Origin of the sequence: Caballeronia zhejiangensis (assembly GCF_000698575.1) — a bacterium.
Classification (GTDB): domain Bacteria; phylum Pseudomonadota; class Gammaproteobacteria; order Burkholderiales; family Burkholderiaceae; genus Caballeronia; species Caballeronia zhejiangensis.
Window position 1 is genome coordinate 164,390 of the sequence record NZ_JFHD01000001.1, and the last position, 15,170, is coordinate 179,559.

Genomic DNA, 15,170 nt, shown 5'->3' on the forward strand with positions numbered 1-15,170 from the left:
ACACCCCTCGCTCGCCTGATAGAGTGCCGGGGATCGAAGCCGAATCGGAAGCATGGAAAACCAAGACCTCACTGTCACACCGCAGCAGTTGGCGCTGGACATCTACGAAGACATGTCCGCGCAGGGATCGGCGATCTGCGAGTCGACGAGGGACATCGGTTTCCTGCGCAACAACATCTTCACGCGGGTCGGCGGATTGGGCATCGCCGCGCGGCGCGTGCTCGATGCGGCGTACTTCATCGTTGCGACGAAGGCGCCCGAAGAACTCATCGACGACAAGGTCTATACGTTCACGGCCGACGTCAACTACTTCAAGTGGTTGATGCGCTACGACAGCCGCAACCACAGTCATCTGATCGCGCAGATGCGAGCCGCGGCCCGGGCGCGCGTCGAAATCATGACCGCGCCGTCGATCGAGGAACTGACCGAGAAGGACTCGTGGGGCACCATCAGTTTGCTGGGTGACTGCTACATCGAGCGCAACGTCGTGTGCGTCCTGCTTGCCGGGCGGGTCATCAAATATCTGATCAGCCCGTACAAGGCGCATTGGCTGAGCCTGCGCGCATCGACGGCTTTTTCGCTTTCGCTCGCCCGCGCGATTTACGACCGCCTCATTCCGTGCGAAGGCCACGGTGTGACCGAGTGGTTCGCATTCGAAGACGTGCTCGAATGGCCCGGCAAGGTCGGCGAATCGCGCAAGGAAGTGAAGGAATTCAAGAAGCGGTTCCTCGAGCCCGCCATCGACCAGCTCAACGAAGTCTCCGATTTCGATGTCAGCTGGGAGCCCAATGCCGATCGCGTTCCGGCGGACAAGCTGAAAATCCGTTTCCGCTTCACGAAGAAGCAGGGCGCCGACGCGGCGCGCGCCGGCATTCAGGATTCGATGTATCTGCTTCTGCACAACGAATTCGCTTTCGATACCCCCGACTTCGAGCGCCTCGCGAAGCGGCGCGACGTGTGGACCGACGAGCGGCTCGAACAGGCGATCGAATACACGCGATACAAGCTCAACGAAGGCAAGGTGACGGTCAGCCCGCGCGGCTATCTGTTCAAGGCCCTGGAAGGGAATTACCGCATCGGCGAAGCGGACCGGAAGATGGCGTCGATCAAGGCGAAGCAACTCGAGGACGACAAGAAGGACCGCCGTTCGCGCGATACGGCGCAGGCGCATCTTGAAGCCAGCATTCAGGTTCAGAACGATACGGCCAAAGCCAAGATGAGCGAGGAGATCCGCGCCGGCCGCGAGTACTTCGAATCCGTCGATGCGCCGGCACGCAAGGAACTGTGTCACTCGTTCGTGAGCCAGCTGATTCCACAGCGGCTCATCGAGAAGCAGGGCGTTTCACGCGAGAGCCTGAGCGCCGACAACATTCTCACCGTCAATCGCGTGGTCGCCGACGCCTTCTGCTCGCATGTCTACGCGAAGATGAAGAAGGCGCGTGCGGGCAACCGAATCTGATCTGCGCGAAGGGTCGAGAATTTCTCAGGCATCCTGTCTATTCAGCAAGGTTTTCTGACAGCCCGCGAGCACCGCGCCGGCAGCCAGCACGAGCGCCGAATAAACGAGTCCGCGAGTGAGCCCGGCGCTGTCCGACACCCGTCCGATCACGACCGGACCGACGATCTGCCCCAGCGCGAACACGATCGTGAACGCGTTGATCCCACGCGGCCACTGATTCGCCGGCAGATTGTGCCGCACGAAAGCCGTCGTCGATGCCACCGCCGATAAAAACGTCGCGCCGAACAACGTACCCGAGACGAACGCCGCCAGCGGATGCGCGAACATCGCGGGAATGAGCGTTGCGGCGGCGAGCAGTCCGTTGAGGATCGCGAGCGCCTGACCGCCGCGCATGCGATCGAGCAGCCCGGACCACATCCGCGCCGATACGACCGTCGCCACGCCCAGCAGGATATAAAAGCCGATCACGACCGCCGCGCTCATGCCTGCGTTGCGAAGCAGGGCGACGATGAACGTCATGTAGCCGATATAGCCGATACCGAAGCACCCGTATCCGGCGAGCGCGAGCGCGAAACGCCGCCGCCGAACCGGCGCGCCCGCGGCGCTGTCCGTACCTTGACGCGTCGCCGAAACAGGCTGCGCGGATTCGATACGCCGCGCGGCCCAGACGGCGGCGCCGGAACACGCCGCGCAACCCGCGGCGAGCGCGAACCACGCGACGCGCCAGCCGTGCGCGACCGGCAGGACCGTCAGCGGAACGAGTATCGACGAGATCACGATGCCCCAGCCCGTGCCGCCGTAATACAAGCCGATGACGAGTCCGGCGTCGCGCGGCGACATCGATGCGAGCCGTGCCGCCAGCACGCCGCCGCTCACGAAGACGAGCGCGCTGCCGATTCCCGTCGCGACGCGTAACGCGAGCAGGGCGTCGGTATCGGTCGTCGTGCCGCTCGCCGCCATCAGGACGACGGTGAGCGCGCAGCCCGCGACGAACAGCGTGCGCGACGGCGCGCGCATCGACAATCGTGAGAACGCGAGTGCGCCGAGCAGGTAGCCGAACGCATTCGCCGTATTCATCGCGCCGGCCTGGGCGAAGTTCCACGCGAGGTCGAGCCGCATCGGCGGAAGCAGCAGCGCGTAGGAGAAGCGCGCGAGCCCGAGCGCGATGGCGCTGCCGAGCGATAGCGCCATCGCGAGCAGAAGCGCCTGTCTGCGAAGTTCCCCGCTTGCATCGTCACGTTGTATCACGCTCTTTTCGTCCTGTTGTCGATACGCGGCCTATGGTATCGCGGACCGGTCATATTGCTTACACAAGCCGTGGCTAAGCTTCGCAGCGCTGTATCGATCTGCGACCGAAGCCGGAGAAACCGATGTCCACTGTTGCATGCCGTCACGCGCTCGTGGCGTGTCTCGTCGTTTGCGCCAGTGCAATCGTTTGCGGTTGCGGCGAGCGGGACACGGAATCATCGGCCTCCGCCGGGCTCACGCGCGACGTATCGTCCGAAACATCCGCGACATCCGGCCCATCCGCGACGAGCGAGCTTCAGAATTGGGCGAAACAGGCCACAGGAGGCGCATCCGATGAAGCGGCGCAGCCCGCGATAGCGCGAGCCGCGTCGGAACCGCTCGCGACACCGGTGATTCACACGGTTGACTGACCCATCCATTTACTTCCCGCAAAACGAATGAAAAACACGAACCGTCGTGACTTTCTGCGCGCGGCCGCCCAGGCGGCAGGCGCGACCGCCGCACTGAACGTGATGCCGCTCGGCATTCGCCAGGCGCTCGCGATTCCCGCGAACAACCGTCATGGATCGATCGAGGACATCGAGCACATCGTCGTGCTGATGCAGGAGAACCGCTCGTTCGATCACTACTTCGGCACCATGCGCGGCGTGCGCGGCTTCGGCGACAAGACCGCCGTGACGCTGCCCAACGGCAAGCCGGTGTTCAATCAGCCGATCGCGTCCGGTGCGGGCGAAGTGCTGCCGTTCCACCCGGACGCCGCCAATCTCGGCCTGCAGTTCCTGCAGGATTTGCCGCACGGATGGACGGACGGGAAGGGCGCGTTCCACGACGGCCGCTATGACCAATGGGTGCCGTTCAAGGGCACGACGACGATGGCGTATCTGCAGCGCGACGACATCCCGTTCCACTATCAGCTCGCCGACGCCTTCACGATCTGCGACGCGTATCACTGCTCGACGAACACATCGACCGATCCGAACCGCTACTACATGTGGACGGGCTATGTCGGCAACGACGGCACCGGCGGCGGCCCGGTCGTCGATAACGCGGAAGCCGGCTACGGCTGGTCCACGTTCCCCGAAGTGCTGGAGCGCGCGGGCATCTCGTGGAAGATCTATCAGGACATCGGCACGGGGCTCGACGCGAAGAATTCGTGGGGCTGGACCGACGACGCGTACATCGGCAACTATGGCGACAATTCGCTGCTGTACTTCAAGCAGTATCAGAATGCGCAGCCCGGCAGTCCGCTGTATGAAAAGGCGCGTCGCGGCACGAACGCGGTCGCCGGCGACGACTACTTTTCGATCCTGAAGCGCGATGTGGCGGCGGGCACGCTGCCGCAAGTCTCGTGGATCGTCGCGCCCGAGGCGTTTTCCGAGCACCCGAACTGGCCCGCGAACTACGGCGCCTGGTATATCGATCAGGTGTTGCAGGTGCTGACGTCGAATCCGGATTTGTGGAGCAAAACGGCGCTGCTCATCAACTACGACGAAAACGACGGCTTCTTCGATCACCTCGTCCCGCCGTTTCCGCCGACGTCGAGCGCGAACGGTCTTTCGACGGTCGATACCAGCGCGGAGATCTTTCCGGGCAGCGCGAAATACGCGAGCGGCCCCTACGGCCTGGGCGCGCGCGTGCCGATGCTCGTCGTGTCGCCTTGGTCCAAAGGCGGCTGGGTATGCTCCGAAACCTTCGACCATACCTCGGTGATCCGCTTCATCCAGAAACGCTTCGGGCGCGCGCACAACCTCGCCGAGCCGAACATCTCGCCGTGGCGTCGCGCGATTTGCGGCGATCTGACGTCCGCGTTCGACTTCCGCAATCCGAATAGCGCGATGCCGACGCTGCCGGCGACGAGCGGCTACGTTCCGCCCGACAAGCAGCGCCATCCCGACTATGTGCCTGTCCCGCCCGCCGCGCAGGCGCTGCCGAAGCAGGAGTCCGGCGTGCGCGCCGCGCGCGCGTTGCCGTACGAGCTTTTCGTGCGCGCGCGCCCGGATGCGTCGAAGGACGCCGTCTCGTTCGACTTCGTCAACACCGGACGCGCGGGCGCGGTCTTTCTGCTGTATCGCAATGCGAGCGCGGATGCGCCTCGCACCTATACGGTCGAAGCGCGCAAGCGTCTCGCGGACAGCGTCGCGGCGAACGCGGACGGCAGCTTCGATTTCGTCGTGCACGGCCCGAACGGCTTTCTGCGGCGGATCGCGGGCAAGGCGAGCGCGCAGTCGCACTGGTGGTCGCGCGAGCAGGCCGCGCCGGATGTCGCCGAAGGCTACGACGTCGCCAACGGCAACCTGCAACTGCGGCTCGCGAACCGCGGAACCGCGGCATGCACCTTCAGCGTGAAGAATGCCTACGATCCATCGAAGACGGTCACGCGGCGCGTGCGGGGCGGCGACACGGAGCAGCTCTACGTCGATCTGCGCGACGCGCACGGCTGGTATGACATCGAAATCACGGTCGACACCGATTCCGCGTTCCTGCGCCGTCTCGCGGGTCACGTCGAAACCGGGCGCGACAGCATGAGCGATCCGGCGTTCGGCGCCTGACGCAATCGCGTCGAGCATTGCCGGCCGCGCGCATCGACCCGCGCGGCCGCGTCGACTTTTCCTCCGCCATCCGCCAGTCCAGCGGAACTCCGCAGCTCGAGTCCACTCCCAAAGTCTCGCAAAGGCGGGCATTTTTTGCCGGCCAGCCTCGTCGTGCAGCGCACATACGTGGGACATCACGCATTGCGAAGCGCGACAAAGCCTGTGAAGATCGAACGTGCACGTCAATTCACGCTCAGGTTCGACGCGACGGTGAAATCAAAATGGCACGCCGCGCGCCGTATCGCAGCATCGATCCAATAACGAATTGGGGTGCAACACGGAGACGGGGATGAGAGAACGAGCAACCGTGCTGCTGGTTCGTCGCCAGTCAGTGCTGCTGGTCCGGGAGCGTGGCGGACCGTGGCTTCTGCCGGGCGGAGCGGTGGCATACGACGAATTGACGATTGTTGCAGCGATCCGAGCGCTGCACGAAGACACCGGCGTCGAGGCGAGCGCTGCGGCGTTTCTGTTTCAGCAGGCGTCGGCGCATCATCTGCATCATGTTTTTCGCATTGCGATACCGGACGAGGTGCATCTGCGGCCGAAAGCCGGCGCGCGATTCCATGAGTTGCTGTGGATCGATGCGCCTCAACTCGCGCAAGTCAGTGCGACGCCTGGCACACGCGCGATCCTGACCCGCGCGATGGGCGGCAGCCGGGAGCCGGCGCGGCACGCGTGGAAAAACGGCGACGCCGATGCGGCCATGACGGCCGGCGCCGGCAGGCGCGGGCGCTGAATCGGGTCGCCGATCGGTCGCATCGAGGCTTTTTTCGTCTGCGCAAATCGCGAAGGCACCTTGTTTCGCCACGAAATGAATACTTTTCCGGCGAACTTATGCCTATGCTAGCGTTGGGACGGTTGCCAGGCGCACCGGCGAGTATCGTCGGACGCGAGCGGCAGCTTGAGCAACGGAAGCATTCGCCCTTTGACTGGCGGAGGAAACCATGAAGCTCGTCAGCCTATTCGCCGGAACCGTCGGGTTCGTGGCGGTGGTCGGCCTTTCCTTATTGGCGGTAGCGGACATTTTCTTGACAACGTCCGACAAACCCGCGGAAAAAGAGGGGCTCGCGTGAAACGCGCTTTCTTACTTGCTGAAATGATCGGTTAATCGTCGGTCAAATAGGCGAGACGACTGGCGGCAAATCGGGAATATCGACGCGCGCATTCGAATGACGCGCCGTTGTCTTTCGAAATCCGCATCTCGACGTGTAATACGCTCTGCATCGGTCTCCGAATAAATCGCGCCGGCCTTCGCGTCGCAGCGGTCGATGCGCGTCCCCGGCCCGCGCCGCACCATGCCGTTCGTCCGCCCGCGCGGCCGCGCTGCCCGGCGAGCGGTCCACGGAAAAGATGCGCTTTCACCCTTTTGTTCAGGGATTTGCGCGGGCCGCATCCGTCCGAAAATCATCCACATAGGTCCGTCACGCGGAAATTGGCCGATTTCCGATGTGATATAATCCGCGAATAAATCAAAATTTCATTCGGCCAAAACTTTCAGCGGCAGGTTTTATCTAATGCTTGATTCAACGCGTACGAGCGCGGAGGAAGCATGTCTGTAGGCGGTGTTATAGGCGCAATTGTTTTTTTCGCAATAATCGGCCTCGCTTTGCTGGCCGTGTTCGAAATTATCTTTTCGCCTTCTTCCAAACATAAGGCAGATGAAATGAGCAAGCCGGCTCATAAGCGGCCTACGTGGTATCGCAGGCGCGAGGTCGCCGTGCGCCGCGACGAGCCTTGATCCACGACAAAATTTCCTGATCCGCCAACAAGTTAGGTCTCCCTCCGTATCGGCCCGTGGCCAGCGCCAGGCGCGCCGGCCATCGCATCGCGCAGCCATTCCGGCACAGCCGTTCAAAATCCCTCGCATTATTTAGCTGTCGCAACTGTGTGCGATAGCGCACCGCAGTCACGTTCCCCAGACTCTAGTCTTTCTTCGCCGGCATCATCATGAAATGTAGGTTCATCATTTCGAAAGCGCCGGAACACAACACATATAAAAGACAGTTAAGCGCTTAGCTAAAGATTTCAATTCTATCGACTGGCGAATCCGCTGCTGTCTGAGGGAAAAGAAAATGGCGCAACCCGCATATCCTTCCGTGCTTGAATGGTGGACGCGCATCGAGAAGCGGCTCTACGGCGACTCCGAAGAGACACCGCGACGCGCTCACGTTCGTGCTCCAATCACCGTCCTGTACGACGGCCACGAGAACATCGAGGCGCTGTGGAAAGCGCTGCTTCAGTGCCGAACGCCACATATCCAGGCCGTCTGGAAGTCCCCCGACTCCGGCGAAATGCGACTGCTCGCCGAGTCGTATGTCGCGATACCGGAGAAGCTTTTCTTCCTGAAGTCGTTGCAGACGAGCCTGCAGCGCGTCGCCGTTCTCGTCGACCGGGCGCAGAAGCGGCTCGACGCGAACCCGCCGCTGCGCGATCTTCCGCTCGTCAAGCCGAAGGCTCGGCCCGCGCGTCTGTCGGGTTTCACTTCGGCGTGCTTCGCGCTGCGCCATCTCGGCCGCAAAGTGCTGAATCAGCCGCTCAAGCTGCTGGTTCAGCGCGGACACTGGGTCCTGGCGTATCGGCGCACCGATGCCCCGTCCGCGGACGGCGACGAAAGCCGCAACTGGGTGACGCTTCCCGGCATGACGTCGCAGTTCCATGCCGATCCGTTCCTCTGGCGCGGCAAGAACGGCGACTATCACCTGTTCTTCGAAAGCCTGCCCTACGACACGAATCGCGGCACGATCAGCCATATCGCGTTCGATCCGGCCACGCAGACTTGGCAAGAGACGCCGCGCGTCGTGCTCGACAAGAACTATCACCTGTCGTATCCGTTCCTCTTCGAGCATGAGGGCGAGGTCTTCATGATTCCGGAGACCTGCGGCAACCGCACGATCGAGATGTACCGCGCCGCGTCGTTCCCGACGGAATGGGTGCTGCACAAGGTGATCATGCGCGATGTCGTCGCCGCCGATACGACGCTCCATCACGACGGCAAGACATGGTGGATGTTCACGAGCATGACGGAGGACGGCGGATCGAACTGGGACGAACTGTCGATTTTTTATTCCGACAGCCCGTTCGGCGAATGGACCGCGCATCCGATGAACCCGGTCGTTTCCGACTGCCGCCTCGCGCGCATGGCGGGCAACCTGTTCAAGGACGGCCAGAACCGCCTGATTCGCCCCGCGCAGAATTGCGAGCGCGAATACGGCGCGGCGCTGACGTTCCGCGAGATCACCGAGCTCACGACGACGACCTATGCCGAGCGCACGGTGTCGGTTCGCACGCCGCCGCGCGGTCATCAGGGGTTGCATACGTGGAATGCGGTCGGCGGGATCACGGTCATCGATCTCAAGACGCAGCTTCGCAAATGGAATCCGTGGCGCGGTGCGATGAGGCGCGCCTGACGCCCGCAGGACGCGCGCGGACAGGAGAACCGGCGTGTGGCACGTCGCACAGTGCGTGCCACCGCGCCGGCTTACATTGATGACTCGCCGGAGCGTGCCCCGGCGAGGCAGCCCATCGTCATAAAACACACCCGTCAGTACAAGCATTGCCGCCAGCGACGCGCGCGTCGGTTGCCTGGAGACGGGCCCATCGTAGAAAAACGGCAGCCGGGACCATGAAGCTTCTCCATGTCATCGTTGCGCTCAATGCGGACGGCGCTGAACGTATGCTTCAGCGCCTCATCGAGTCGCACATCGAAGATCCGCGATTTCGTCACGTCGTCTGCTCGCTGACGACCACCGGCAAGATCGGCGAAGAACTCGCCGCGCGCGGCATCGACGTTCATAGCCTCGGCATGAAATCCCCGCTCGGCTTTCCGCGCGCGTTGATGCGCCTCGTGAAACTGATCCGCGAAGAACGCCCCGACATCATTCAGACGTGGATGTATCACGCCGACTTTCTCGGCGGGCTCGCCGGACGGATCGCGGCGCACAAGCGCATCGTCTGGGGCGTGCGCACCACCGATGTCCGATCGGGCGGCTCGCGCGTGACTGTGCTGCTGCGCAAGATCTGCGCGTGGCTGTCGTACTACGTGCCGCAGACGATCGTCTGCGCGGCCGAGGCGTCGCGCCGCGCGCATGTGTCGGTCGGCTACGACGCGAGCCGCATGATGGTCGTGCCGAACGGCTTCGACGTCGCGCGCCTGTGCGCCACGCCGGAGCAACGCAGCGCGATCCGCGAGCAATGCGGATTCGGCGAGCGCGACGTCGTCGTCGGCGTGCTCGGACGCTTTCATCCGGTGAAGGATCACCAGAATTTCGTGCGCGCGGCGGGCATGTTGGCCGCGCGTCATCCCGATGTGCGCTTCATGCTCGTCGGCCGCGATCTCGACGCGAACAATCGCGAGCTCGCGGACTGGATCGCGCAGACGGGGTTCGCATCGCGCTTCGTGCTGCTCGGCGAGCGGCGCGACGTGCCCGCGTGCCTGTCGGCGATGGATGTGTTCTGCCTGTCGTCGCGCACCGAAGGATTTCCGAATGTCGTCGGCGAAGCGATGGCGATGGCGCTTCCGTGCGTCGTCACCGACGTGGGCGACGCGGCCATGCTCGTCGCGAATACGGGCGTGGTCGTCGAGAAGGAAAACAGCGACGCGCTTGCGGCGGGACTCGATCGCATCGTCGACATGAAACCCGACGAGCGCCTTCGTCTCGGTCAGATGGCGAAAGCGCGCATCCACGCCGAATTCACGATGATGCGCGCGCGCGAGCGTTTCGAAGATATCTACCTGCGGCTCGTCGAAGAGAAATGAGCATCGCATAAGCGCGGCCTATGGCCGGATCGTAAGGAGAACCAATATGTGCGGTATCGTCGGCTTTCTGGGTGGACGCGGCTTCGGCGCGGGCGACTCGAAGACAACGGTGCGGAAGATGGCGCTCGCCATCGCCTATCGCGGCCCCGACGACGCGGGCGACTGGACCGATGATTTGCGCGGCATCGCGCTCGGTCATCGGCGGCTGGCGATCATCGATCTGTCGTCGGCGGGACATCAGCCGATGGCGTCGGGCAGCGGGCGATATGTCATCGCGTTCAATGGCGAGATCTACAACCATCTCGACCTGCGCGACGAGCTCGAAGACACGCAACGCGCGCCCGCGTGGCGCGGCAGCTCCGACACCGAGACGCTTGTCGCGGGCTTCGATGCGTGGGGCATTCAGGCGACGATAGAGCGCGCGGTCGGCATGTTCGCGTTCGCGGTGTGGGACCGGCAGGAATGCCAGCTCACGCTCGCGCGCGACCGGCTCGGCGAAAAGCCGCTCTACTACGGCTGGCAAGGGCAGGGCGAGGAAGCCGCGTTCCTGTTCGGCTCCGAGCTCAAAGGGCTGCGCGAGCATCCCGCGTTCGAGAACAACGTCGATCGCGGCGCGTTGACGCTGCAAATCCGCCACGGCTGCGTGCCGTCGCCGTATTCCATTTTCGAGGGCATCCGCAAGCTCGAACCGGGCAAGATGCTCACCGTCTCGCTCGAACGGCGCGAGCCGCGCGTGTGGTCGTACTGGTCGGGCGTCGATGCGGCGGTCAACGGATCCGCACGCGGTTTCGCGGGCAGCGCCGAAGACGCCGTCGATGAACTCGAGCATCTGCTCACGGACGCGATCCGTCAGCAGATGCTTTCCGACGTGCCCCTCGGCGCGTTTCTGTCGGGCGGCGTGGATTCGTCCACGATCGTCGCGCTGATGCAGAAGCAGTCGTCGCGTCCGGTGAAGACCTTCACCATCGGCTTCAACGAAAGCGATTTCGACGAAGCCAAGCTCGCGAAGGCCGTCTCCAGGCATCTCGGCACGGAGCACACCGAGATGTACGTGACGGCGCGCCAGGCGCTCGATGTGATCCCGCGTCTGCCGGAGCTATACGACGAACCGTTCGCTGATTCGTCGCAGGTGCCGACGTTCCTCGTCTCGCAACTCGCGCGGCAGCACGTCACGGTCTCGCTGTCCGGCGATGCCGGCGACGAGCTTTTCTGCGGCTATCAGCGTTACAAGACCGCGCCGGGCATGTGGGACAAGATGACGATGATGCCGGCGCCGTTGCGCAAGCTGGCGGCATCGGGCATAGCCGGAATCTCGCCGAAGCGCTGGAACAGCATGGCGGGCCTGATGGAGCCGATTCTGCCGTCGTCGCTGCGCGGCGTGAAGGTCGGCGACAAGCTGCACAAGGGCGCGGAACTGCTGTCGTGCCAGTCGCGCGACGAGGTGTATCTGCATCTCATGTCGCAATGGAACGACCCCGCCGCGCTCGTAATCGGCGGATACCAGCCGCCCACGCTGATGACCGGCAATGCGCCGGCCTTCACCGGCCTCGACGACGTGCAGCGCATGATGGCGCTCGACATGATTACCTATCTGCCCGACGACATTCTCACGAAAGTCGATCGTGCCGCGATGGGCGTGTCGCTCGAAACGCGCGTGCCGTTCCTCGATCATCGCGTCGTGGAGTTCGCGTGGCGTCTGCCGCAATCGATGAAAGTGCGCGACGGACAGACCAAATGGGCGCTGCGCCAGGTGCTCTATCGCCATGTGCCGCGTGCGATGATCGAGCGGCCCAAGCAGGGCTTCGGCGTGCCGATCACGCACTGGCTGCGCGGCGAGCTGCGCGACTGGGCGGAGGCCTTGCTCGATGCGTCGCGGCTGCGTCGCGAGGGCTTCTTCGACGCCGCCACGGTGCGCGCGAAATGGCAGCAGCATCTGTCGGGCGAGCAGAACTGGCATCGTCAGTTGTGGAACGTGCTGATGTTCCAGCAGTGGCTCGAGCACCAGCAGGCATCGTCGATCCCGCTCTTCGCGTCGCACACGTCGGATCTCGCGAGCGTCGCAAGCTGATATCGAATGCGCCGCGCTCGACGCGGTTCGAATGACGAAGGCCTTGATCGGAAGTGAACTGCACCCCAAAAGTTGGACACCCGTTCAACGATTTGGGGTGTTTTTTCATGAGCAAGTACAGCGCACGACTCAAGAGCAGAGTCGTTCAAGACTATTTATCAGGCGAGCGCGGTGGTTACGGAGAGGTGGGGCGTCAACATGGCGTGGGCCAGGGCACGGTGCGTAAATGGGTGGCGGCGTGGCGGGCGCATGGCGAGGCGGCGTTTAAGAAGAAGTACAGTTTCTACGACGGCCCATTCAAACTGAAGGTGCTGCAGTTCATGCACACCAAGGCCCTGTCGTGCCGAGAGACGGCCGCGATCTTCGATATCCGCAATCCGAGCGCGATTAATGTCTGGAAGCGCCGGTATGATTCGGGAGGTATGCAGGCCCTTGAGCCGCGCCCCCGAGGACGCTCCGTGAAGCAACCCAAGTCATCTGCGCCAGCGGTTTCGTCCAAATCCGACGAGGCCCGCACGAAGGAAGAGCTCCTGAAGGAGCTGAACTATCTGCGCATGGAGAATGCGTACCTAAAAAAACTCGATGCCTTGATCCGCTCGGAAAGCCCTACAGCGCAGCGCAAAAAGCGCAAGTAGTGGCCGGGTTGAGGCATGAGTTTGCGCTCGACGGCCTGCTGAAAGTGGCCGGCCTGGCGCGCAGCACGTTCTACTACCAATGCAAGGCTTCACGCAAGGCGGACAAACACGCGCAGCTCAAGGCGCGTATTCGTTCTGTGTTCGAGCAGCACAAAGGGCGTTATGGCTATCGACGCATTACTCACGCAGTCCGGCATTTGGGCACTGTTGTGAATCACAAGACCGTCCAACGGTTGATGCACCTCATGAAACTGAAGTCGCTGGTGCGCCCGAAGAAGTTTCAAGCCTTCCGCGGGACGGTGGGACGGGTTGCGCCGAACGTGCTGCAAAGACAGTTCGATGCCGCGGGGCCGAACCAGAAGTGGGTCACCGATATCACTGAATTCCGGGTGGGCGAGCGAAAGCTTTATCTATCGCCGGTGCTGGATCTGTATAACGGCGAGATCATCGCCTACGAGACGGCCACTCGTCCGGCATTCGCGATGGTCGCCAACATGATCAAAAAGGCGTTCAGAAGGCTGGAAGTCGATGATCGCCCCTTGGTCCACTCGGATCAAGGCTGGCACTATCAGATGGGCGCTTACCAGGCGTTGCTCTCGCAACGAGCCCTGACGCAAAGCATGTCGCGCAAGGGCAACTGCCACGACAACGCCACCATGGAAAGCTTCTTCGGCACTTTGAAGTCGGAGTTCTTCTACCCCAACCGCTTCGAGAGCATCGAAGCCCTTCAGGCCGGAATCAGACGCTACATGCACTACTACAATCACCACCGCATCAAGCTGAAGCTGAAAGGGCTGAGTCCTGTGATGTACAGAACTCAGCCCTTAGCGGCCTAGCCCAAAACTGTCCAACTTTGCGGGGTGCAGTTCAGAAGCGATCAAGGCCTTTTTTTATGCGTCGATTGCACGCGCCTCACTGCTCAGGCTTCAGTGCATCGCTGCTTCACCGCTTGACTGCATCGCTAAAACTAAAAGGCCCCGGTCGATTCGACCGGGGCCTTTCGTGATTACGTCTGGACGAACTGCTCAGGATCACTTGTGATGTGTCGTCTGCTCGGCAACCGCGCTGGCAACGACGCTGCGCCGCTGACTGCCGAGGAGCCATCGCGGCGTCTTGAACCGCACGATCGCCGTGTAGAGCCAGACGTACGCCACCGCGAACACGACCGCCGTCACCGCGAGCACCACCGGGTTGTGCCAGAAGAGCGACGCGGGCACGATGCCGATCATGCTCAGCACCCACAGATACGGCGACGTGCGCGCGTTTCTGCGCTGACGCTGACGCGGGTCCGTTCCTTTGCGCACGACTCGCTTGAAGATGAGCGTGTGCAGATGGATGCCGTCGGGCGCGCCGACCGGACGCCCGCGCACGATCCGACGGCGGTAGATCGAGAAGAGCGTTTCGAAAAGCGGATAAATCGCGACGACCATTGCATACCACGCACAGACGTTCGGATGCCGCGCGACCAGCAGCACGAGCAATTCGGCGATCGTGAAGCCGATGAAATACGCACCGCCGTCACCGAGAAAAATCGACGCAGCCGGATAGTTCCAGATCGCGAAGCCGCCGATCGCGCCGATCATCGTGAGCGCGGTGCTCATCACGAGCAGGTCGCCGACTTCATGCGCGACATAGCCGATCGAACCGAAGATCAGAATCGCCACGACGGCGGCGAGTCCGTTGAAACCGTCGATGATATTGACCGCGTTGGTGAGTCCGGCGACGGCGAGCACGGTGAGTCCGATCGCAATGGGCGTGACGGCGAGGATCGGATCGACGAGCGGCAAATCCACACGGCCGACGACGCCGTTGAGAATGAACGCGCCGAGCAGCGCGGCCAGCATCGCGCTCAGCAGCCGCGCCCGCACGCTCACGCGCTTGGTCAGGTCTTCGATCACGCCGCTTCCGAATGCGGGCGCTGCGCAAAGCAGCAGCAAAAGGGACTCGTCGCGCGGATTGCCGCCGAAGATCGCGGCGATGGGAAACGTCACGCAGGCCGCGACCATCAATGCGATGCCGCCGACCCGCGGAACCGGATGAGAATGGTTCTTTTGAACCCCGTTCAAATCATGATCCAGGGAAAGCGCCCCGTAGCGTCCCGCGAATCGAACTATAAGTAGCGTCATGCAGAAAGAACTGATGAAGCCAAGCGCAAGGTTTAACATTTTTTTCACTCACGAAGAGGGCGCATCTCTTTTCGAATATCAATACCCGAAAGCCTATGGTAGGTACAACCCCTGCCATTGTCCACGCATTTATGGCGCTTTAATGTGTGAAACCGAGCCTACTGCGATTTTATTGGGGCTTCCCCCGATTATTCATACAAACCCGAAATTAATAGCGCGTTAAAACACGGATTTCATATAAAGGACTTAATGCGCACTTTTGAAATTCGCGCCTTGTCCGTACGCAA

The 15,170-nt window shown here is 62.5% G+C and carries 11 protein-coding genes; 8 read left to right on the plus strand and 3 right to left on the minus strand.

Going from position 1 to position 15,170, the window contains the following annotated elements:
- Nucleotides 1-52: 52 nt before the first annotated feature.
- Nucleotides 53-1,459 carry a replication initiation protein gene (locus BG60_RS00760; RefSeq protein WP_008346150.1) on the plus strand — a complete coding sequence of 469 codons (1,407 nt, stop codon included), beginning with the start codon at nucleotides 53-55 and terminating at the stop codon, nucleotides 1,457-1,459.
- Between the two features lie 24 nt (nucleotides 1,460-1,483).
- On the opposite strand, the gene BG60_RS00765 is transcribed toward BG60_RS00760, so the two are convergent.
- On the minus strand, nucleotides 1,484-2,650 hold the full coding sequence (locus BG60_RS00765) for a YbfB/YjiJ family MFS transporter (RefSeq protein WP_008346152.1): 1,167 nt from the start codon (nucleotides 2,648-2,650) through the stop codon (nucleotides 1,484-1,486).
- Nucleotides 2,651-3,144: 494 nt separating this feature from the next.
- Between BG60_RS00765 and BG60_RS00770 the strand changes: the two genes are divergently transcribed.
- The 3 genes from BG60_RS00770 (at nucleotide 3,145) to BG60_RS39915 (ending at nucleotide 6,371) form a co-directional block, all read left to right on the plus strand.
- Complete coding sequence (locus BG60_RS00770; protein WP_008346153.1) at nucleotides 3,145-5,256, plus strand: phosphocholine-specific phospholipase C; 2,112 nt, start codon at nucleotides 3,145-3,147, stop codon at nucleotides 5,254-5,256.
- A gap of 331 nt (nucleotides 5,257-5,587) precedes the next feature.
- Entirely contained in the window at nucleotides 5,588-6,034 is a 447-nt protein-coding gene (locus BG60_RS00780) for an NUDIX domain-containing protein (RefSeq protein ID WP_051078963.1), read from the plus strand.
- Between the two features lie 208 nt (nucleotides 6,035-6,242).
- Nucleotides 6,243-6,371, plus strand: a complete 129-nt coding sequence (locus BG60_RS39915) for a hypothetical protein (RefSeq protein ID WP_268811670.1) — start codon at nucleotides 6,243-6,245, stop codon at nucleotides 6,369-6,371.
- Between the two features lie 11 nt (nucleotides 6,372-6,382).
- Here BG60_RS39915 and BG60_RS38065 read toward each other — a convergent pair whose 3' ends face one another.
- Entirely contained in the window at nucleotides 6,383-6,712 is a 330-nt protein-coding gene (locus BG60_RS38065) for a hypothetical protein (protein WP_152563167.1), read from the minus strand.
- Nucleotides 6,713-7,370: 658 nt separating this feature from the next.
- Between BG60_RS38065 and BG60_RS36215 the strand changes: the two genes are divergently transcribed.
- The 4 genes from BG60_RS36215 (at nucleotide 7,371) to BG60_RS38070 (ending at nucleotide 13,593) form a co-directional block, all read left to right on the plus strand.
- On the plus strand, nucleotides 7,371-8,705 hold the full coding sequence (locus BG60_RS36215) for a glucosamine inositolphosphorylceramide transferase family protein (protein WP_008346157.1): 1,335 nt from the start codon (nucleotides 7,371-7,373) through the stop codon (nucleotides 8,703-8,705).
- Between the two features lie 215 nt (nucleotides 8,706-8,920).
- Nucleotides 8,921-10,054 carry a glycosyltransferase family 4 protein gene (locus tag BG60_RS00795; protein WP_008346158.1) on the plus strand — a complete coding sequence of 378 codons (1,134 nt, stop codon included), beginning with the start codon at nucleotides 8,921-8,923 and terminating at the stop codon, nucleotides 10,052-10,054.
- Between the two features lie 46 nt (nucleotides 10,055-10,100).
- Nucleotides 10,101-12,122, plus strand: coding sequence for an asparagine synthase (glutamine-hydrolyzing) (asnB, locus tag BG60_RS00800; RefSeq protein WP_034470102.1), 2,022 nt, complete (start codon nucleotides 10,101-10,103; stop codon nucleotides 12,120-12,122).
- Between the two features lie 107 nt (nucleotides 12,123-12,229).
- Nucleotides 12,230-13,593, plus strand: a protein-coding gene (locus BG60_RS38070; RefSeq protein WP_404989943.1) for an IS3 family transposase whose coding sequence is annotated in 2 segments (ribosomal slippage) — nucleotides 12,230-12,701 and nucleotides 12,701-13,593 — 1,365 coding nt in all. Because the reading frame shifts where the segments join, the coding sequence is not laid out codon by codon here.
- A gap of 195 nt (nucleotides 13,594-13,788) precedes the next feature.
- Here the strand turns inward: BG60_RS38070 and BG60_RS00815 are convergent.
- Nucleotides 13,789-14,922: an MraY family glycosyltransferase gene (locus tag BG60_RS00815; protein ID WP_033536894.1), complete on the minus strand. Its 1,134-nt coding sequence runs from the start codon at nucleotides 14,920-14,922 to the stop codon at nucleotides 13,789-13,791.
- Nucleotides 14,923-15,170 lie beyond the last annotated feature (248 nt).

Coding starts and splice junctions, on each gene's coding strand:
- BG60_RS00765 (WP_008346152.1), bottom strand. CDS start 2,650: ATGGCGCTATCGCTCGGCAGCGCCATCGCGCTCGGGCTCGCGCGCTTC.
- BG60_RS36215 (WP_008346157.1), top strand. CDS start 7,371: ATGGCGCAACCCGCATATCCTTCCGTGCTTGAATGGTGGACGCGCATC.
- BG60_RS00780 (WP_051078963.1), top strand. CDS start 5,588: ATGAGAGAACGAGCAACCGTGCTGCTGGTTCGTCGCCAGTCAGTGCTG.
- BG60_RS00815 (WP_033536894.1), bottom strand. CDS start 14,922: ATGTTAAACCTTGCGCTTGGCTTCATCAGTTCTTTCTGCATGACGCTA.
- asnB (WP_034470102.1), top strand. CDS start 10,101: ATGTGCGGTATCGTCGGCTTTCTGGGTGGACGCGGCTTCGGCGCGGGC.
- BG60_RS00770 (WP_008346153.1), top strand. CDS start 3,145: ATGAAAAACACGAACCGTCGTGACTTTCTGCGCGCGGCCGCCCAGGCG.
- BG60_RS00795 (WP_008346158.1), top strand. CDS start 8,921: ATGAAGCTTCTCCATGTCATCGTTGCGCTCAATGCGGACGGCGCTGAA.
- BG60_RS39915 (WP_268811670.1), top strand. CDS start 6,243: ATGAAGCTCGTCAGCCTATTCGCCGGAACCGTCGGGTTCGTGGCGGTG.
- BG60_RS38065 (WP_152563167.1), bottom strand. CDS start 6,712: ATGTGGATGATTTTCGGACGGATGCGGCCCGCGCAAATCCCTGAACAA.
- BG60_RS00760 (WP_008346150.1), top strand. CDS start 53: ATGGAAAACCAAGACCTCACTGTCACACCGCAGCAGTTGGCGCTGGAC.